Origin of the sequence: Celeribacter baekdonensis B30 (assembly GCF_000299875.1) — a bacterium.
Classification (GTDB): domain Bacteria; phylum Pseudomonadota; class Alphaproteobacteria; order Rhodobacterales; family Rhodobacteraceae; genus Celeribacter; species Celeribacter baekdonensis_A.
Genome location: NZ_AMRK01000007.1, coordinates 76,285 through 95,413, shown reverse-complemented (window position 1 = coordinate 95,413; position 19,129 = coordinate 76,285). Strand labels below are relative to the sequence as shown.

The following is a 19,129-nucleotide window of genomic DNA, read 5'->3' as shown; positions in this document are numbered from 1 at the left end:
GTTCTTCGCGCCCTCTGACCCAACATCCAAATCAACACAAACGCACCACGACACTTTGGGAGGAAACCATGTTCAAGACACCTGAGGGGAAAGAGATTTTCGTACTCGACGGGCACACCCATTTTTGGGACGGCAGCCCTGAAAATCAGGCGAATATCCACGGCAAGCAATTCATTGATTGCTTCTACGCCTATCATACCAACCTGAGCCCATCCGAGGAGCTTTGGGAAAAATCGAAGTTCGAAAAATACAGCGAAGATGACGTCTATCGCGATCTCTTCGTCGATGGCCCGGACGACATGGCGATCATCCAATCGACCTATCTCAACGATTTCTACAAAAAGGGCTTTTCCTCGATCGAGCGCAGCTCGTCGATGGCCGCCCGTCATCCTGAGCGCTTTATCGTCAACGGCTCGTTCGATCCGCGTGATGGCGAAAAGGCTCTGGAATACATCCACTACATGAAAGAGACCTTCGACATTAAGGGCGTGAAAATGTACACGGCCGAATGGAATGGCGACAGCAAAGGCTGGGCGCTGAATGATCCGGCCGCTTACAAATGCTTTGAACTCTGCGAAAAGCTGGGCATCAAGAATGTTCATGTCCACAAGGGCCCGACAATCACACCCCTGTCCATGGATGCGTTTGATGTGCGCGATGTGGACTATGCGGCGACGGATTTCCAGAACCTGAACTGGATCATCGAACATTGCGGACTGCCGCGTCTGGATGAGTTCTGCTGGATCGCGACGCAGGAAACCAATGTCTATGGTGGTTTGGCTGTGGCGTTGCCGTTCATTCATTCGCGTCCGCGCTATTTTGGCGAGATCATGGCAGAGCTGTTGTTCTGGCTGGGTGAAGACAAGCTGTTGTTTGGCTCGGACTATGCGATCTGGACGCCGAAATGGTTGGTTGAGAAATTCTGGGACTATCAAATCCCCGAAGACATCGCCCAGGAACGGGGTGTGCAACTGACCGATGAGATCAAAGAAAAGATCCTCGGCCTCAACGCTGCACGTCTTTACGACATTGATGTAAATAAGAAAAAAGTCGAATTGGCCGGGTCTCCGGTTCAGATTGCGGCGGAGTGATCCGATGCTGGTGTCCACTCTCAAAACAGAGCTGGAACTCGACGTCTGGGACTGTCTCGAAGCGGTGACAGACCCGGAACTCGACGAACCCATTACAGACATGGGGTTCGTCGAGACGGTCGAAGTTTCGGATGCAAGAACGGTGCGAGTCGAATTTCGACTCCCCACCTACTGGTGTTCGCCGAATTTCGCCTTTCTGATGGCCTTTGGCATCCGCAAGGAGATCACCTCGCTGCCTTGGGTCAAAGAAATGACCGTTCAACTGAACGACCATTGTTTTGGCGATGAGGTCAATGAGGGTGTGAACAGCGGGCGAAATTACCACGATATCTTTGCCCAGTATTGCAAGGGAGAGCGACTGGACGACGTGGTTGCGAAGTTCATGTCCAAAGCCTTTGACAGGCGGCAAGAGGTTGTTTTGCTGGGTCTTCAGGCGCTTGGGCATAGGGCGGAGGATATTGTGTCGATGCCGCTGGCGGCGCTTCAGCGGATTGAATTCACAGGGGAAGAGGAACTGCGGCAGACACCGCGGTATCTGGACTTGCTCCTGTCTCAAGGTTTGGCGGTCAACCCGGATGATCTGGCTTTTCCGACTTGGGACGGGCAACCCATCCATGCCGCCGCGCTGACCAAGCATCTTACCCACCTCCGCAGCACCCGCATCAACATGGAGTTCAACGGCGCAATGTGCCGGGGGCTTGCCAAAACCCGCTACAAAGAAGTCGAGATCGGCCCCGAGGGGCCAACGCTGGTTGATTTTATTGCCGGGCGTGTGCCGCCCCGCGACGGAGCCAACCCGGGGCGATAAGTCTCTGATAAAATAAACGTTTTAGGAGGAAGCCTGAGAAATCTCTTGGGCAGAAGGAGGAAGATATGGCGAAACTCATGGTGCATGGAACGACCGCCAGGGACTGTCTGGCTCGCGGTGTGGCGCGGCTTGCCGCTGCGGTTGAGCCCACGCTCGGGCCGAAGGGTCTCAATGCAATGATCGACCGCCCGGTGGGAACGCCGCTTGTGACCCGCGATGGCGTGAGCATCGCGTGCGAGATTGAACTGAGCGATCGTTTTGAAAACATGGGCGCTCAGGTGGTCCGCGAAGTGTCGATGCAGACCAACGATGTGGCAGGCGACGGCACCACGACGGCGATTGTTCTAGCGAATGCGTTGATCCAAAAAGGTGTGCAGCTGGCCAACACGGGTGTGAAGCCGGTCGATCTGTGCAAGGGCATTGATCTGGCTGTGCAAGAGATCGTCAAGGCGATTGATGCCTCCTCGCGCGATTGCGAGGCGCACCCGGAGTATCTTGAAGCCGTGGCGCAGGTGTCCGCGACGGACCCGACCCTTGGCGCATTGGTTGCCGAAGCATTTCGTCGGGTCGGTAAAAGCGGTGTCATTTCCGCCGATTTCGGGGTGACCATCGAAACGACGATGGATGTGGTCGAGGGCATGTCCATCGAGCGCGGATATATCTCGCATCACATGGTCACGGATCGTGAAAACATGGAAGCGATCTTGCGCCATCCGCTGATCTTGATGACCGATCAGAAAATTCTTCAGCCTGAAATTCTGGACACAGCCATTTCCATCGCGGACGGCGAAAACCGCCCGCTTATGATCATCGCCGAAGAAATCGCACCCGAGGTGGTGATCCGGTTGCTGGAGGGCGGCGGCGCAGGGAAATACCTGATCGTCCACCCGCCCGAGTACGGCCATTGGCGCACCGCGATGATGGATGATCTTGCCATTCTGACCGGCGGCGAGGTTTTGGCCCGCGATCTCGGCAAAAAGATCGAGAAGGTCACGCGCGCGCAGCTTGGTGGGGCGGAAGTGGTGCGCTCACATGCCTCTGGCACCTCGATCCTGCGGGGAGAGGGCAATTCTGAGGCGATCACAGCCCGCCGCAATCAGGTGAAGCGGCAATATGACATCGCACCACCGAACGTCGAAAAAGACAAGCTGCGCGAGCGGTTGTCGAAACTGACGGGGGGTAGCGCGATTATCTATGCGGGCGGGTTCACCCCGGTCGAACAAAAGCGGACGATCCAGTTGATCGAGGATGCTCTGTGCGCTGTGCGTGCGGCGGCCGAGGACGGTGTTGTCGCCGGCGGTGGCACCGCCTTGGCACAGATCGCGCCCTGTCTGGATGGGGTCAAAGCCGAAGGTGACATCGCCAAAGGCGTGGCATTGGTGCGCTCAATCTTAACGCAACCGGTGAAGCGCATTGCCGGCAACGCTGGCGCAGATGCCGACGCTGTGGCGAAGGCTGTCGTCGAGGGGGCCACGGGCCAGGGCTTTAACGCGGCAACCGGCGAGTTTGGCGACATGTATGCGATGGGGATCATCGACCCCGCGCGTGTCCCGGCATCAGCCCTGGTGAACGCCGCATCCGTCGCCCAGCTGATCCTGACAACCGAAACGCTTGTTGGGGATCTTGCGGAAGGCGAAGCCGATCCGACCGCGGGCCCTGCACGCGGTGGCGGTGCCGAGCTTTTGGGCCGTCCCTGACCTCGTTTGTGAATGAAATGGTGGCCGACCTCGTCACGGGGTCGGTCTGAACAGTCGGAAGGAACCTGACCATGAAAGCAGCAAGACTCTACGAATATGATCCCACAATGAAGGTGCAGCTGAAGATTGAAGACGTACGTCCTCCCACAATCACAGCGCCGGATGAGGTGATCATCAAGGTCGGTGCAGCCGGCTTGTGCCGCACCGACCTGCATATCATCGAAGGTGTTTGGAAAGACATCATGGATACCGGGGGCAATCTTTTGCCTTATATCATGGGCCATGAGAACGCGGGCTGGGTCGAAGACGTGGGCAGTGCCGTCACCTCGGTGAAACCCGGCGATGCGGTGATCTGTCACCCACATCGCAGCTGTGGCATCTGTCTGAGTTGCCGGTATGGGCATGACATGTATTGTGACCACGGGCTGTTCCCCGGTCTCGGGTTGGATGGCGGCTTTGCCGAATATTTCAAGACCAGCGAAAGTTCGGTCATCAAGCTGAACACCGGCATCACCCCGCTCGAAGTTGCGCCCATGGCGGATGCGGGTATCACGGCCTACCGCGCGGCCAAAAAGGCGGCCAAACTCCTGAATCCAGGGGGCTATGTTGTGCTTTTGGGGATCGGAGGGCTTGGTCATATTGCGCTGCAAGTGCTGAAACACACAAGCGGGGCGCGGGTGATTGCGGTGGACCGTGAACCAGCCGCGCAGGTGCTTGCCAAAGAGTTGGGCGCGGACATCGTTCTCGACGGCGGACCGGACCTGATCGAACAGGTGAAGGAAGCGACCGGCGGCGGCGCACATGTGGTGATCGACTTTGTCGGCGAGCATGGCACCCAAAACATCTGTTGGAAGCTGCTTCGTCAGGGCGGCGAGTTGATCATGGTCGGCTATGGCGGCACCGTCGAAGTGCCAACACTGGACTTGGTCGCGAACGAGATCAAGATCGGTGGCAGCCTTGTGGGTGATTTTGTTGAGTTGGTCGAACTCATGGAAATGAATGCCGACGGCAAGGTGAAGATGCACCAGACCGAATACAGCCTCGACAACATCAACCAAGCCATCGTCGATTTCAATGATCGCAAGTTTACCGGTCGCGGGGTGATTGTCCCCTGAGGCCCGGACCGGTGAGTCAACGTGCAAGGGATCGTCCCATTGACCTTGCCGATGACATCGGCCCTGCGACCGCATCCTCGCTCTCGGTCGCAGGGCATTTAAAACTCTCAAGCGTAGAGGACTGAAAATGGCAAAAGCAATTCACTCCATGATCCGGGTGCTCAATGAGACCCAGTCTGTCGCCTTTTACCGCGCGGCCTTTGGGTTGGAGGTCGCGGAGCGGATCGATTTTGACGATTTCACGCTCGTCTATCTGTCCAATTCAGAGGCCACATTTGAACTGGAGTTGACGGTCAACAAGGGCACAACCGCGCCTTACGATCTGGGCAACGGTTATGGGCATCTTGCGTTCAGCGTTGAAGATCTTGAGGCCGAACACGCCCGGTTTGAGGCGGCGGGGTTTGCCCCGCGCAAGGTGGTTGATTTCAAAAGCAATGGCAAAACGCTGGCGCGGTTTTTCTTTGTTCAGGACCCGGACGGGTACCAGATCGAAGTTCTGCAACGCGCTGGTAGATATCAGTAAAATTGAAAAGGGAGGAAAACATGTCTCTTCGCAAGCAAGGTATGACGCGCCGGCAATTGTTGTCGCAAAGCGCAGTGTTCGGCGCCAGCTTCGCCATCGGATCCGGTTTTGTTGCGGGCCGGGTGGAGGCCGCAAATTGGGCTTTGGAGGTCGAATATTTGTCGTCCGAAACCATGGCAACGCTGATCCAAATGGCACGAGATATCTATCCGCATGATCAGGTCTCTGATGCATATTACGCCATTGCCGTGAAAGGCTATGACACGGCTGAGGCTGCTGAGGCCATCGAAGCGAATATCGCCGCTTTGGATGCGGCGGCAAAGGGCATCGGCTACGCGCGCTACATCGACGTGGGTTGGGAACGCGACCGTGTTGATCTGTTGCGCGCAATGGAAAACAGCCCGTTCTTTCAACAGGTTCGCGGTGGGTTGGTGACCGGCCTGTACAACCAAAAAGCCGTCTGGCCGATCTTTGGCTACGAGGGCGAGAGCTTTTCGCAAGGCGGATACATTGACCGCGGTTTCGATGACATCAATTGGCTTTGAGGGGTTTGAACAATGACTGCACCTTTTGATCTGAATGACGACAGCGTTGTCGTAATTATTGGCACCGGGGCCGGTGGCGGCGTGTTGGCCAACGAATTGGCACAAAAAGGAATTTCGGTTGTCTCGCTGGAGGCGGGTGGCCGGTATTTGCCAGAGGATTATATCAATGACGAATGGGACAGCTTTGGCCAACTTGCCTGGACCGACCCTCGGTCGACCTCGGGCGACTGGCGCGTGGCCAAGGATTTTTCGGGCTTGCCTGCGTGGATTGTAAAGGCCGTTGGCGGCACCACGACCCATTGGGCGGGCGCGTCTTTGCGGTTCCAGGACCACGAATGGAAGGCCAAATCGACCTATGGCGATGTGCAAGGCGCGAACCTTCTGGATTGGCCGATCGACCCGCGTGAGATGGATGATTACTACACCAAAGCAGAAACCAAGCTGGGCGTCACACGCACGGGTGGCCGGGCGGGTTTGCCGGGCAACAACAACTACAAAGTGTTCGAAGCCGGGGCAAAGGCTCTGGGCTACAAAGAGGTCCACACGGGACGGATGGCGATCAATTCGGCCGAGTATGATGGCCGCATGGCGTGCCAGCAAACCGGGTTTTGTTTTCAGGGCTGTAAGTGGGGCGCGAAATGGTCGTCGGCCTATACGGACATTCCCAAAGGCGAAGCGACCGGACATCTGGAAGTGCGCGAGCGGTGTCATGTCATGCGGATTGAACATGACAAAAAGGGCAGGGTGAACGGCGTTGTCTATGTCGATGCAAAAGGCAAACAGCACGAGCAAAAGGCCCGGATCGTCTGTGTCGCCGGGAATTCAATCGAAAGTCCAAGGCTGTTGCTGAATTCGGCCTCCTCCATGTTCCCCGATGGTTTGGCGAACAGTTCGGGTCAGGTCGGGCGCAACTACATGCGTCACATGACCGGATCGGTTTATGGCGTGTTTGATCAGCCGGTTCGTATGTGGCGTGGCACCACCATGGCCGGGATCATCCAAGACGAAGCCCGTCATGATCCGTCACGGGGATTTGTCGGCGGCTATGAGATGGAGACGCTGTCTCTGGGTCTGCCGTTCATGGCGGCCTTCCTTGATCCGGGCGGCTGGGGTCGTGAATTCACCACGGCGCTGGATCATTACGAGAACATGGCTGGCATGTGGCTTGTCGGCGAAGATATGCCACAAGAAACCAACCGGATCACGCTGAACCATGATATAAAGGATCAACATGGGTTGCCGGTGGCGAATGTGCACTTTGATGATCACCCGAACGATATTGCAATGCGCAGTCACGCCTACAAACAGGGTATTGCCGTGTACGAGGCCGTGGGCGCAACCCGCGTCTTCCCGACGCCGCCCTATCCTTCGACCCATAATATGGGCACGAACCGGATGTCTGAAAAGGCGAGTGATGGTGTGGTCAACAAGCATGGTCAGTCGCATGACATTGCCAACTTGTTTGTCTCGGACGGCAGTCAATTCACCACAGGTGCGGCGGAAAATCCGACGCTTACCATTGTGGCATTGGCGATCCGGCAGGCAGATTACATCGCATCCGAAATGGGCAAAAAGACGCTCTGACACCGTCTCTTGCTTTACAATAGGGCCGCTCGGGGAACCGGGATGCTCGACCCGTGCTTTAAAACGTATGGGCCAAAACTATATGTTTCACTTTAAAGGGAGGAAACCATGGACGGAAACAATCAGCATCGCGCGGGCAAATGTCCGGTTATGCACGGCGCAACCAATGCTTCGGGGCAAGGCAACCGGGACTGGTGGCCCAATCAGCTCAATCTACGGATTTTGCATCAACACACCCCGGCGTCGAACCCAATGGGGCCAGACTTCAATTATGCCGAAGAGTTCAAAAAACTCGACCTGAAAGCGGTCAAGGCCGATTTGACCGCTCTGATGACCGACAGCAAAGACTGGTGGCCTGCGGATTACGGTCACTACGGCCCGTTTTTCATCCGTATGGCGTGGCATTCTGCCGGCACCTATCGGACCGCTGACGGGCGTGGCGGGGCCTCAACGGGCACTCAACGTTTTGCGCCGCTGAACAGTTGGCCGGACAACGGCAACCTTGATAAGGCCCGCCGTCTGCTATGGCCAATCAAGGAAAAATACGGCAACGCATTGTCTTGGGCCGATCTGATGATCCTGGCCGGAAACGTCGCGATCGAAAGCATGAACGGCAAGACCTTTGGCTTTGGCGGCGGTCGCCAAGACGTGTGGGAACCCGAAGAAGACATCTATTGGGGCTCGGAAACCGAATGGTTGGGCGACAAGCGCTACTCGGGCGACCGCGATTTGGAAAATCCGTTGGCCGCCGTGCAAATGGGTCTGATTTACGTCAATCCCGAAGGTCCGAACGGCACGCCTGATCCGATTGCCTCGGGCCGTGACATCCGCGAAACCTTTGCGCGGATGGCGATGAACGACGAGGAAACGGTTGCTTTGGTGGCGGGCGGCCACACGTTCGGTAAGGCACATGGGGCCGGTGATCCCGCGCTCGTGGGGGCGGAACCTGAGGCGGCCCCGCTGCAAGAGATGGGCTTTGGCTGGAAAAACACGCATGCGTCCGGCAAAGGCGTGGACACCACCACCTCGGGCATCGAAGGCCCTTGGACCGCGAACCCGATCCAGTGGGACAATGGCTATTTCGACCTGCTGTTCGGTTATGAGTGGGAACTGACCAAAAGCCCGGCTGGCGCGCATATCTGGCATGCCAAGGACCTGTCTGAGGGTGATCACGCGCCGCAGGTTGACGGTTCGGGTACGACGGTTCCGGTCATGATGACAACCGCCGATATGGCGATGCGGATGGACCCGATTTATGGGCCGATCTCGAAACGGTTCCATGAGGACCCCGAAGCCTTCGCCGAAGCCTTTGCGCGCGCCTGGTTCAAACTGACCCACCGCGACATGGGACCGAAAGCACTCTACCTTGGGGACGAGGTTCCCGCCGAAGATTTGATCTGGCAAGACCCGATCCCGACGGCAGATCATCCCCTGATCACGGATGCAGATGCCGCCGCCCTCAAGGCGGAAATCCTGTCCTCGGGTGTTTCGGTGTCGGATCTGGTCTTTGTTGCCTGGGCCTCGGCCTCGACATTCCGTGGCTCTGATAAACGCGGCGGTGCCAACGGGGCGCGTGTCCGACTGGCTCCGCAAAAGGATTGGGAGGCGAATGATCCCGCCCGTCTGGCCAAGGTGCTGGACAGGTTGAGCGCGATCCAAACCGCCTTTAACGGTCAGCAAAGCGACGGGAAAAAAGTCTCCTTGGCGGATTTGATCGTGTTGGGCGGCAATGCGGCCATTGAAAAGGCGGCCAAAGACGGCGGGACGGTCATTGCGGTGCCCTTTACGCCGGGTCGCACGGATGCCTCGGCTGAACAAACGGATGCAGACTCCTTTGCGCCGATGGAACCTGTCGCAGATGGATTCCGCAACTACGAGAAAGCCGCCTATACCTATCCGGCCGAAGCACTTTTGGTGGATAAGGCACAGCTTTTGACCCTTAGCGCGCCGGAAATGACCGTCTTGGTTGGCGGGATGCGGGCACTGGCAGCCAATCAAGGTGGATCGGAGCACGGCGTTTTGACCAAACGCCCCGGCACGCTCAGCAACGATTTCTTCGTCAACATTTTGGACATGGACACCGAATGGGTGCCGGTCGATGACTCCGAAACGCTTTTCGAAGGGCGTGACCGGGCGTCGGGGGCGAAGAAATGGAGCGCGACGCGCGTTGATCTGGCGTTCGGATCGAATTCGCAATTGCGGGCTTTGTCCGAGGTCTATGGCAGCCGGGCAAATGCGCAAGGCTTTGTGAAAGACTTCGTTGCGGCATGGGTCAAAGTGATGGATGCGGACCGTTTCGATCTGCGTTGATCGGAGTTGAATAAGAATGCCAAAGGCCGGATTTCGGCCTTTGGCAGACCTCGGTCTTGGCCTTTCCTGCGTCGGAAATGCGCCTTTGGCACAGGCCACCCCGTGTTCTCGTCCGTATCTGCGGAGAAAACGTTGTTCAGTTTTTGCACACTCATGCTCTGAAAGCCGGGAAATGAGGTGTCTTGCAGAAGACTGCATCCATCTGATCCGTGGCGTCTTTTTCCAAAATCCGACGGGTTTCAGCCGTTTTTACCATGAAACCGATGATGTGTTCCGCTGGACGAGGCCGGTCTTTTCTCTTGGAGAGACGAGACAACTACTGCTAATCTTTTAATCAGGGAGGAACTGAAATTGGATATTTTCTCGAAGAGAGAAGGTCCACGTGCGGAAGATGTGAAGGCGAAGCGCCTGATCTCTGAAAATATGCCCGTGATCCGCAAACTCGCAGACCAGCTCAGCGGCGGTGGCTACACCCGTATGCGCCAGCAAGAGGCGAAACGGCGGGAGCCGCCCAAGCTCGACGGGCTGATGATCTATGATCTCAAAGCCTCTGTGCGCAATGATGTTGCCGACCCCTACGTAAAAGTCAGCCTGAACAACCGCGTTGTGTTGGCGGACAAATCCAGCGGGTTGCAGATTCAGATGCTGGGCGAAATTCGTGGCAATTTCATGTCTAAAAAACTGGTTCTTGCGACCAAGGAAAATGGATTCCTCTCCCCGTTGGATGACGATCTTTACGCCCTGCTGAAACATTTGGAAGGCGTTGAGATCACGCGTGACTTTACCGAGAAAGATCTGGCGAATGAGCTTGAGATTGTGTTGGACCTGAAAAGCACATGAGGAAAACGGCGCTTTTTGAATCATCAGCTATGAGAAAGGAAGGCGTGTCCCCTCATCATGACCCGTTCAAGCTTTTACAACATGCAAAATGACAAGGCTGCGGGGCTGATATGCGGTTCCGATTATTCGGAACAGCATACCCGTGAGGCGTGGGAACGCTTTGTGTCCTCTGGTCAAAATACTGAGACCCGACCTGACACTGTGCGCGAGGAAATCCTTGCCTCGTGGCGACGCAGCCGGGAACTCGGGGTCAATGCCGGTGGGCAGGCGTCGCGCAAGATCATTGACGAGAACGGGGTGTTCCTGCGTCAGGAGCGCAACGCCGCTTTGCGTAAGGCGGCATCAGCCGCCTTTAAGCGTCTCGAACCCTATCTGAAAGAAGCCAAGACGATCCTGATCCTCGCGGATGATCAGGGCGTCATCATCGACGCCATTGGGGACGAGTTGATCCTGGACGAGGGTCAGGGCATCCATCTTGAGATCGGCGGGGATTGGAATGAACAAACCATCGGGACCAACGGGATCGGCACCGCGCTGAAGACGGGAAAGCCCGCCTATGTGCATGCTGCCGAGCATTTCGTAGAAGGTGTGCAGGCCTGGACCTGTGCGGGGGCCCCAATCCGCGATCCGTTTACCCAAGAGATTATCGGGGTCGTTGATTTGTCTGGCCCGCCCCAGATTTTCCGCCAACACAATATTGCTCTGGTGTTGGCCTCGGCGCGTGAAATTGAGATTGCCCTCGCGGAGCAGCAGCAAGAAGAGCGCGCCATGTTGCTCGAAGCCTTCATGATGTCCGAATACAGTCGGGTGGATCGCGGTGTGATCCTGTTGGATAAGAACGGTCACGTTCTGTTTCGGCGTGGGGTGGATGAAAAAACCTTGTTGCGGTCCAAGGAGTTAGAAGTCGGTCACAAGCTTTTGCCAAAGCTGTTGGAACTCTCAGACAGAGAGATCACGAACCTGCTGCCCCTGAGTCTTGAGACGGACGGTGTCGAGCGGCTGAAGCTGGAAGGCGTCTATCGTGGTGCGGCGTTGTTTTTGAAAAATAAGAACAATTCGACCCGTATACCTGCGTCGTGTACGATCAAACCGCGCAGCAATGTGAACGAAGCTGAGATCCAGATTATCGGCAGTTCGCCCAAGATGGTCGATGCGATCGAATTGGCCGAGCGAGTGGCGCAAGCCAATGTTTCCGTGCTGATCCATGGGGAAACCGGCGTCGGCAAAGAGCTGTTCGCGCGGTTGATCCATAGCCGCTTGCCGCGTGAAAAAGCCCCCTATGTACCGGTGAACTGCGCGGCGATTTCCGGCGAACTGATCGGGGCCGAACTCTTTGGCTATGAGGACGGGGCCTTCACCGGGGCGGTGCGTGGCGGACGCGCGGGCAAGTTTGAATTGGCCGATGGCGGCGTGCTGTGTCTTGATGAAATCGGGGACATGCCGATCGAATTGCAACCCTATCTGCTGCGGGCGCTTGAACAACGTGCGATCTATCGGGTTGGTGGCAGTCAACGCCGTCCGGTTGACGTCCGGCTGGTGGCAATGACGAACCGCGACCTGCGGCAAGAGATCGAAAAAGGCAATTTCCGGCGTGACCTGTTTTATCGCGTGGGCGTGGTGACCATCGAAGTCCCGCCCCTGCGGGACCGTGCGAATGACGTGCTTGAACTGGTCGCTCATTTTTCGCAAAGCTATGCCAAGGAAACCGGGCGCCCGCCGATGACCTTCTCTGACGAGGTGATCAAACGGTTTATGGCCTATCAATGGCCGGGAAATGTGCGTGAATTGCGCAACGTGGTACAGCGTGTTTACCTGATCAAGACAGATGATCTTGTGCGCCTGAGGGACTTGCCGCCCGAATTGCAGGACGATTTCGCCAGTTGCGAAGAAGATCCGCTACCAAACATTCTCAAAGGCCATTCCGGCGATCTCGAAAGCATTGAGGCCTCGGCCATCCGCCAGACGATGATTTCGGAAAACGGCAACTTGACGCGGGTTGCGGCGGTTCTGGGGATTTCTCGCCCGACGCTTTATCGCAAGATGAAGCAGTACCATATTCGCAAGGCGCTCTCTTCCGACGCCTAAGAGTTTTGCAACATGCAAAGCAGTCACTCCAAATGAGGACGCACCCGCTTGCGAACCCCGGCTTTTCGTTGTTGGATCAGTCGTATATTCAATGAGATAGCCCAGAAAATCTGTTGCCCGCATCAGCGGGTGACAGGCGCGTGTGCAAGCCGGTCTACGCCTTCGCCGTAACTTATCGGTTGACAGGACGCCACGGCATTTCGTTAATACCACTACGTCAGGGGAGTCCCGCCCAAGGGACTGAGAGGCTGATTGACGGCGGAAACCCCGCCCGAGGTGACGCGACCCTTAGAACCTGACCCAGTTGATGCTGGCGTAGGAAGACCGAAGGGCAATTCCGTACACCTCTGTCACGAGGGCGGTCCTTTCGGGCCGCTTGGCCCATTTGCGTTTGGCGCATGGGCGGTGGTCCATGTCTGCTACCCGTTTCACTTGGGTCTCATCGTTATGAGGAGACCGAAATGAAAGACACGATCCCGACAATCACCACAGGCGCTTTGCCAGCCTCACAAAAAATCTATGTTCATGGCCAGACCCATGAGTTGCGCGTGCCGTTGCGCGAGATTTCGGTGACGGGCGAGGCGCCATTGCGGGTCTATGACAGCTCCGGCCCCTATACTGACCCCGCAGCACAGATCGAGATTTCCGAAGGGTTGGCCGATGTGCGCGGTGGCTGGCTTCAGGCGCGTGGCGACATCGAACAATATGAGGGGCGGGTGATCACAGATGCCGACAACGGCTTTGCGACCGGCGCGCGATTGACGCCCGCTTTCCCGAAACAGCGCGATCCGCTGCGCGCTGTTGGCAACCGGGCCGTGACGCAGCTTGCCTATGCCAAAGCCGGGGTGATCACGCCGGAAATGGAATTCGTCGCCATTCGTGAAAATGAAGGCCGGATGGCGGCCTATACCCGCGATGGCGATCCGATGGGGGCGGAACTGCCTGACCTCGTCACGCCGGAATTTGTCCGCCAGGAAATCGCCGAAGGCCGCGCGATCATTCCCGCCAACATCAACCACCGCGAATTGGAACCGATGATCATCGGCCGCAATTTCAAGGTCAAGATCAACGCCAATATCGGCAATTCCGCCGTCACTTCCTCGATGGAGGAAGAGGTAGAGAAAATGGTTTGGGCGATCCGGTGGGGCGCGGATACGGTGATGGATCTCTCCACCGGGCGCAACATTCACAACATTCGTGACTGGATCATCCGCAATGCGCCGGTGCCCATCGGCACTGTGCCGCTCTATCAGGCGTTGGAAAAGGTCAACGGCATTGCTGAGGACCTGACATGGGAGGTGTTCCGCGACACGCTCATTGAACAGGCCGAACAGGGCGTCGATTATTTCACCATCCATGCAGGCGTCCGACTGCACATGATCCCGATGACCGCCAAGCGGGTGACCGGGATTGTGTCGCGTGGTGGGTCGATCATGGCGAAATGGTGCATGCATCATCACCGCGAAAGTTTCCTCTACGAGCATTTCGACGAGATTTGCGACATCTGCCGCCGCTATGACGTGTCATTCTCTTTGGGCGATGGTTTGCGCCCCGGCTCCATTGCCGATGCCAATGACGAGGCACAATTTGCCGAATTGCGCACGCTTGGCGAGCTGACGAAAATCGCTTGGGCCAAGGATTGTCAGGTGATGATCGAAGGTCCTGGCCATGTGCCAATGCACAAGATCAAAGCCAATATGGACGAACAGCTCAAACATTGCCACGAGGCGCCGTTCTACACGCTCGGGCCACTGACGACCGACATTGCGCCGGGCTATGATCATATCACCTCCGCCATCGGTGCGGCGATGATCGGCTGGTTCGGCACGGCGATGCTATGCTATGTGACGCCCAAGGAACACCTTGGCCTGCCGGACCGAGACGATGTCAAAACCGGGGTCATCACCTACAAACTCGCCGCCCATGCCGCCGATCTGGCCAAGGGGCATCCGGGCGCGCAATTGCGTGACGACGCGCTGTCTCGGGCGCGGTTCGAATTTCGCTGGGAAGATCAGTTCAACCTTGGCCTTGATCCCGACACGGCGCGCGACATGCATGACGCAACCATGCCGAAAGAAGCGCATAAAGTGGCGCATTTCTGTTCCATGTGTGGGCCGAAATTCTGTTCGATGCGGATTTCCCATGACATTCGCGCCGAGGCCGAAAAGCAGGACGGCATGGCGGCTATGGCCGCAAAATTCCGCGAGGGTGGCGAACTTTACCTGCCGACAGACGACAGCGCGAAGGAGCCGGCGGAATGATCTCGGTTCTGGGATCGGGCGTGGTGGGGTTGTGCGTTGCCACCGCGCTGCATGAGGCGGGGCATGAGATCGAAGTGATCGCGCCCGAGCACAGCCCGCCCCCCCCCCCCCCCCCCGCCCCCCGCCTCCTGGCTGGCGGGGGGGATGCTTGCGCCCTATTGCGAGGGCGAAAGCGCGCCGGAGGTGATCGTCGCGCGCGGACAATCGGCGGTGGATTGGTGGGCGGCCCATGTCCCTGATGTGACGCGGCGCGGGACGCTTGTGCTCGCCGCTCCGCGTGATGCGGGGGAATTGGATCGCTTTGCGCGTGCAACACGCGGGCATGGCTGGGTGACGCCCGATGCATTGGAACCCGCAATATCTGGACGATTTGCGCGCGGGCTTTTCTTTGCAGCCGAGGCGCATCTCGACCCCCGTGCTGCGCTCACGGCCTTGCGCATGCGGCTTTTGGCGGCGGGGGTGGCGTTTCGCGACGGTCCCGCGCGCGGGCGCGTGGTGGATTGCACAGGGATTGCGGCCCGCGCGGCTCTGTCCGATCTGCGCGCGGTGCGTGGCGAGATGTTGGAACTGCACGCCCCCGATGTGACACTCACCCGGTCGATCCGCCTGCTGCATCCGCGCTTTCCGGTCTATATCGTGCCACGCGGCGCGGGGCGGTACATGGTCGGGGCGACGATGGTCGAAAGCGATGATGCGGGCGGTATCACGGCGCGGGCTGTGATGGAATTGCTGTCGGCGGCCTATACCGTTCACCCCGGCTTTGCCGAGGGCGAGGTGATCACAACGACGGCGGGGCTGCGGCCGTCCTTCCCAAACAATCTGCCTGCCATCCGGCATGTCGACGATGTGATCCACGTCAATGGCATGTACCGCCACGGGTTTTTGATGGCCCCGGCACTCGCCCTTGATCTTGTCTCCGTTTTGGCAAAGGAGCCTGCCCATGCGCATTGACTTGAATGGTGCATCCCATGAAACGGCTGCGCCGACACTGGCCGATTTGATTGTCGAAACCGGTATTGAGGCGGCCGCAGTCGCCACCGCGCTCAATGGGCAGTTCGTGCCCTGCGCGGCGCGGGCATCGACCCCGCTCACCCCAGGCGCAAAGGTTGAACTCCTCGCGCCGATGCAGGGAGGATAGAATGTTTTATGGCATAGACCTCAACACCCGTTTGATGCTCGGCACGGCACAATACCCTTCGCCCGAGGTGCTGCGTGCGGCCATTTCGGCCTCTGACGCGGAGGTCATCACCGTCTCGTTGCGCCGCGAAGGGCCGGGGGGCAGCGGATTCCGTGATATTCTTCAGGACAGCGGCTGCCGGATTTTGCCCAACACTGCAGGGTGCCATACGGTCCGCGAGGCCGTGACCACCGCCCATATGGCGCGCGAGCTGTTTGGCACGCCTTGGATCAAGCTCGAAGTGATCGGCCATGCCGACACGTTGCAGCCCGATCCCTTTGCTCTGGTTGAGGCCGCACGCATTTTATGTGCGGATGGGTTCGATGTCTTTCCCTACACGACCGAAGATCTGATCGTGGGGGAGAAGCTGATCGAGGCCGGGTGTCGCGTGTTGATGCCATGGGGTGCGCCGATTGGGTCAGGGCAGGGGCTGCGCAACATCGGTGGGCTGCGTGCCATGCGGGCGCATTTTCCACAGGTGCCTTTGGTGATCGACGCCGGGATCGGCGCGCCGTCTCAGGCCATGCAGGCGATGGAAATGGGCTTTGACGCGGTGCTGTTGAACACCGCCGTGGCCAAGGCGCTTGACCCGGTGGCGATGGCGCGGGCCTTTTCGGACGCAATCACGGCGGGACGTTTGGCGCGAGAGGCGGGTTTGATGCCCGCGCGCGACATGGCCCATGCGTCCACGCCGGTGTTTGGCATGGCGGAGTTGTTGGCATGAAACTTGATCCGTTTTACCTAATCGTCGGCCATGTCAGTCAGATCGAATTGCTCGTCCCCCATGGGGTCCGCCTCGTTCAACTCAGGATCAAAGACCAGGCGGAGGCGGAAATCCATCGTCAAATCCGCCGTGCCCGCGACTTTTGCGCCGTGCATCGCGCCCAGCTTGTGGTCAACGATCACTGGCAAGCGGCGCTTGATCTCAATTGTTCCTTTGTCCATCTGGGTCAAGAGGATATGGACAGCGCGGATTTTGCCGCCCTGCGTCGTGCGGGCATCGCCGTTGGCCTGTCCACCCATGATGAGGCGGAACTGGAGCGCGCCCTGTCGTGTGATCCGGCCTATGTCGCGCTTGGCCCGGTCTATCCGACGCTCCTCAAAAAAATGCCATGGGGTCCGCAAGGGCTGGAACGTGTGACCAAGTGGAAACGCGCGGCGGGTGACGTGCCGCTGGTCGGGATCGGCGGGCTGACGACCGAACGATTGCCGGGGCTGTTTGCCGCCGGGGCGGACAGTGCCGCGGTGGTGACGGATATCGCACAGGCGGCTGATCCCGAAACGCGCTGTTGCGACTGGATCAGGGCCACGGAGGCTTGGCGATGAACCGCTATGCACGGCAGGAAATCCTGCCCGAAATCGGCGCGGTCGGGCAGGCCCGGTTGGCCGCTGCGCGGGTTTTGGTGGTGGGGGCGGGCGGGCTTGGCTCCACCGTTTTGCCGCTTTTGGCCGGGGCGGGGGTCGGGCGGATCGACATCGTAGACCCCGATCATGTGGAGGAAAGCAACCTGCACCGTCAGACCCTGTTTCGGATGTCTGATTTGGCCCAACCCAAAGCCGAAGTTGCCGCGCAGAGTCTCAGCGCGCTCAACCCCGACGGGCGTTTCATTGCCCATGTCACCCGGCTTGATCCGGGCAATGCCCCCGACCTCATGGCGCAGGCCGATGTGATCGTCGATGCCGCGGACAGTTTTGCCACCAGCTATGCGCTCTCCGATCTTTGTCTCGCGGTTGAACGCCCGTTGATCAGCGCCTCGGTGTTGGCGCGTCAGGGCTATGTTGGCGGGTTTTGCGGCGGCGCGCCCAGTCTGCGCGCGGTGTTTCCCGATCTGCCCTCGCGGCTTGGGAGCTGTTCAGACACCGGCGTGATGGGACCGGTCGTTGCGATGCTCGGCGCGCTTCAGGCGCAGATGGCATTGTCGGTTCTGTTGGGGCTAAAGCCTTCGCCTTTGGGCCAGCTTTTGTCGCTCGATCTGGCGCAGTGGCATGTGAGCGGGTTTCGCTTTGATGGCGCGCCAGAACCGGATGTGGTGCCGGAAATTTTGGCCCCCGCGCATATCTCCCCGGAGGATTTGGTCATCGACCTGCGGACCACCGCCACAGCCGACCCACAACCCACGCCGGGACAGCGCGTGGTTTTCATTTGCAAATCAGGTCTACGGGCGTGGCGGGCGGCCAAACGGTGTGCCGCGCTTGGGCATCACCGGGTTGCCATCGTTGGAGACGGAATGTGAGTGGGGTTGTTCTCTGCATTGGGGGTCTGGATTCAAGCGGCGGGGCAGGGGTGTTGCGCGACAGTGCGACGGTGCACGCCCTAAACGGCACCGCGCGCGTTGCCGTCACCGCGGTGACCGCCCAAAGCGACCGCGCCGTCACCGCCGTGCACGCCGTCCCACCCAAGGTTGTGACGGATCAAATCGCCATCGCCGGTCCGGTGAGCGCGGTCAAAATTGGCATGCTGGGCAGGGCAGGGATCGTCGAGGCGGTCGCCGCTGCTGTGCCCCGCGCCCCGTGCGTTTTGGACCCGGTGCTGATGTCCAGTTCCGGTCACATGTTGCTGGATGATCTTGGTGTCACGGCCTTATTGGACCGGCTGTTGCCAAAGGTCGACCTGTTGACACCGAACGTGCCGGAACTGGCCGCTTTGGCGCGCCGCCTTGGCGTCCCGGAGGGCGATCATAGCGCCTGTGTCGAGCGGCTTTTGCAACGGGGATGTGGGGCGGTTCTGGTCAAGGGGGGGCATGCGGAAGGCCCCGTCAGCGTCGATCACCTGTATCGCCTAGGTGTCCCATGTGTGGCCTTCACGGCGCCCCGGATTGATGCCACGCTCAGAGGGACCGGGTGCCGATTGGCCAGTGCCATCGCGGTGCATCTGGCACAGGGTGCCAGTCTTGTTGATGCGGTGACCGCCGCAAAACACCATGTCCATGATGCCCTGTTGGTCGCCCAAGAAGCGCTTGATCTGGGTGAAAAACTTACCGTCCGCCCCTGATGATCAAAGCGCATCTGAATGTTTCGGACAGTTCCGGGACGGAAGAAGACCTGATCGGTAAGCGTAAATAAATTGGTTTACCGATTGTCACGGCAAACCGA

17 protein-coding genes and 1 riboswitch are annotated in these 19,129 nt (G+C 58.6%); all 17 genes read left to right on the top strand.

Translation table 11 applies throughout. From position 1 onward, the window contains the following. Positions 1–68 precede the first annotated feature (68 nt). Complete coding sequence (locus B30_RS13125) at positions 69–1,091, top strand: amidohydrolase family protein (protein ID WP_009572585.1); 1,023 nt, start codon at positions 69–71, stop codon at positions 1,089–1,091. 4 nt (positions 1,092–1,095) lie between these two features. Beyond that, entirely contained in the window at positions 1,096–1,899 is an 804-nt protein-coding gene (locus B30_RS13120) for an iron-sulfur cluster assembly protein (RefSeq protein WP_009572584.1), read from the top strand. A gap of 65 nt (positions 1,900–1,964) precedes the next feature. Beyond that, complete coding sequence (gene groEL, locus B30_RS13115) at positions 1,965–3,596, top strand: chaperonin GroEL (RefSeq protein WP_009572583.1); 1,632 nt, start codon at positions 1,965–1,967, stop codon at positions 3,594–3,596. Between the two features lie 71 nt (positions 3,597–3,667). Then, positions 3,668–4,711, top strand: a complete 1,044-nt coding sequence (locus B30_RS13110; RefSeq protein WP_009572582.1) for an NAD(P)-dependent alcohol dehydrogenase — start codon at positions 3,668–3,670, stop codon at positions 4,709–4,711. 127 nt (positions 4,712–4,838) lie between these two features. Then, positions 4,839–5,234, top strand: coding sequence for a VOC family protein (locus B30_RS13105; protein WP_009572581.1), 396 nt, complete (start codon positions 4,839–4,841; stop codon positions 5,232–5,234). A gap of 20 nt (positions 5,235–5,254) precedes the next feature. Next, positions 5,255–5,779 carry a twin-arginine translocation pathway signal gene (locus B30_RS13100; protein WP_009572580.1) on the top strand — a complete coding sequence of 175 codons (525 nt, stop codon included), beginning with the start codon at positions 5,255–5,257 and terminating at the stop codon, positions 5,777–5,779. A gap of 12 nt (positions 5,780–5,791) precedes the next feature. After that, the gene (locus B30_RS13095; RefSeq protein ID WP_009572579.1) at positions 5,792–7,363 is read left to right on the top strand and encodes a GMC family oxidoreductase; all 1,572 of its coding nucleotides are present in this window, start codon (positions 5,792–5,794) and stop codon (positions 7,361–7,363) included. A gap of 108 nt (positions 7,364–7,471) precedes the next feature. Further along, entirely contained in the window at positions 7,472–9,673 is a 2,202-nt protein-coding gene (katG, locus tag B30_RS13090; protein ID WP_009572578.1) for a catalase/peroxidase HPI, read from the top strand. 351 nt (positions 9,674–10,024) lie between these two features. Then, complete coding sequence (locus B30_RS13085) at positions 10,025–10,513, top strand: hypothetical protein (RefSeq protein ID WP_009572577.1); 489 nt, start codon at positions 10,025–10,027, stop codon at positions 10,511–10,513. 57 nt (positions 10,514–10,570) lie between these two features. Beyond that, the gene (locus tag B30_RS13080; protein WP_009572576.1) at positions 10,571–12,598 is read left to right on the top strand and encodes a sigma-54-dependent Fis family transcriptional regulator; all 2,028 of its coding nucleotides are present in this window, start codon (positions 10,571–10,573) and stop codon (positions 12,596–12,598) included. Positions 12,599–12,807: 209 nt separating this feature from the next. Next, positions 12,808–12,937: riboswitch (TPP riboswitch) on the top strand. Positions 12,938–13,059: 122 nt separating this feature from the next. Continuing rightward, positions 13,060–14,859: a phosphomethylpyrimidine synthase ThiC gene (gene thiC / locus B30_RS13075; protein ID WP_009572575.1), complete on the top strand. Its 1,800-nt coding sequence runs from the start codon at positions 13,060–13,062 to the stop codon at positions 14,857–14,859. A gap of 144 nt (positions 14,860–15,003) precedes the next feature. Beyond that, on the top strand, positions 15,004–15,810 hold the full coding sequence (locus B30_RS13070; protein ID WP_009572574.1) for an FAD-dependent oxidoreductase: 807 nt from the start codon (positions 15,004–15,006) through the stop codon (positions 15,808–15,810). Further along, entirely contained in the window at positions 15,800–15,997 is a 198-nt protein-coding gene (gene thiS, locus B30_RS13065; protein WP_009572573.1) for a sulfur carrier protein ThiS, read from the top strand. Before B30_RS13070 ends, thiS begins: the two co-directional genes overlap by 11 nt. 1 nt (position 15,998) lies before the next feature. Beyond that, positions 15,999–16,760 carry a thiazole synthase gene (locus tag B30_RS13060; RefSeq protein ID WP_009572572.1) on the top strand — a complete coding sequence of 254 codons (762 nt, stop codon included), beginning with the start codon at positions 15,999–16,001 and terminating at the stop codon, positions 16,758–16,760. Continuing rightward, positions 16,757–17,362 (top strand): thiamine phosphate synthase, encoded by a 606-nt coding sequence (locus tag B30_RS13055; RefSeq protein ID WP_009572571.1) that lies wholly within the window; start codon positions 16,757–16,759, stop codon positions 17,360–17,362. Before B30_RS13060 ends, B30_RS13055 begins: the two co-directional genes overlap by 4 nt. Then, positions 17,359–18,270, top strand: a complete 912-nt coding sequence (locus B30_RS13050) for a HesA/MoeB/ThiF family protein (RefSeq protein ID WP_009572570.1) — start codon at positions 17,359–17,361, stop codon at positions 18,268–18,270. Before B30_RS13055 ends, B30_RS13050 begins: the two co-directional genes overlap by 4 nt. Continuing rightward, positions 18,267–19,028: a bifunctional hydroxymethylpyrimidine kinase/phosphomethylpyrimidine kinase gene (gene thiD, locus B30_RS13045; protein WP_009572569.1), complete on the top strand. Its 762-nt coding sequence runs from the start codon at positions 18,267–18,269 to the stop codon at positions 19,026–19,028. The genes B30_RS13050 and thiD overlap by 4 nt, the downstream gene beginning before the upstream one ends. The last annotated feature ends 101 nt before the right edge of the window (positions 19,029–19,129 follow it).

What these genes read in the sequence shown, in the direction of transcription:
- B30_RS13125 (WP_009572585.1), top strand. Translation starts at nt 69, where the DNA reads ATGTTCAAGACACCTGAGGGGAAAGAGATTTTCGTACTCGACGGGCAC.
- B30_RS13120 (WP_009572584.1), top strand. Translation starts at nt 1,096, where the DNA reads ATGCTGGTGTCCACTCTCAAAACAGAGCTGGAACTCGACGTCTGGGAC.
- groEL (WP_009572583.1), top strand. Translation starts at nt 1,965, where the DNA reads ATGGCGAAACTCATGGTGCATGGAACGACCGCCAGGGACTGTCTGGCT.
- B30_RS13110 (WP_009572582.1), top strand. Translation starts at nt 3,668, where the DNA reads ATGAAAGCAGCAAGACTCTACGAATATGATCCCACAATGAAGGTGCAG.
- B30_RS13105 (WP_009572581.1), top strand. Translation starts at nt 4,839, where the DNA reads ATGGCAAAAGCAATTCACTCCATGATCCGGGTGCTCAATGAGACCCAG.
- B30_RS13100 (WP_009572580.1), top strand. Translation starts at nt 5,255, where the DNA reads ATGTCTCTTCGCAAGCAAGGTATGACGCGCCGGCAATTGTTGTCGCAA.
- B30_RS13095 (WP_009572579.1), top strand. Translation starts at nt 5,792, where the DNA reads ATGACTGCACCTTTTGATCTGAATGACGACAGCGTTGTCGTAATTATT.
- katG (WP_009572578.1), top strand. Translation starts at nt 7,472, where the DNA reads ATGGACGGAAACAATCAGCATCGCGCGGGCAAATGTCCGGTTATGCAC.
- B30_RS13080 (WP_009572576.1), top strand. Translation starts at nt 10,571, where the DNA reads ATGACCCGTTCAAGCTTTTACAACATGCAAAATGACAAGGCTGCGGGG.
- thiC (WP_009572575.1), top strand. Translation starts at nt 13,060, where the DNA reads ATGAAAGACACGATCCCGACAATCACCACAGGCGCTTTGCCAGCCTCA.
- B30_RS13070 (WP_009572574.1), top strand. Translation starts at nt 15,004, where the DNA reads ATGCTTGCGCCCTATTGCGAGGGCGAAAGCGCGCCGGAGGTGATCGTC.
- thiS (WP_009572573.1), top strand. Translation starts at nt 15,800, where the DNA reads ATGCGCATTGACTTGAATGGTGCATCCCATGAAACGGCTGCGCCGACA.
- B30_RS13060 (WP_009572572.1), top strand. Translation starts at nt 15,999, where the DNA reads ATGTTTTATGGCATAGACCTCAACACCCGTTTGATGCTCGGCACGGCA.
- B30_RS13055 (WP_009572571.1), top strand. Translation starts at nt 16,757, where the DNA reads ATGAAACTTGATCCGTTTTACCTAATCGTCGGCCATGTCAGTCAGATC.
- B30_RS13050 (WP_009572570.1), top strand. Translation starts at nt 17,359, where the DNA reads ATGAACCGCTATGCACGGCAGGAAATCCTGCCCGAAATCGGCGCGGTC.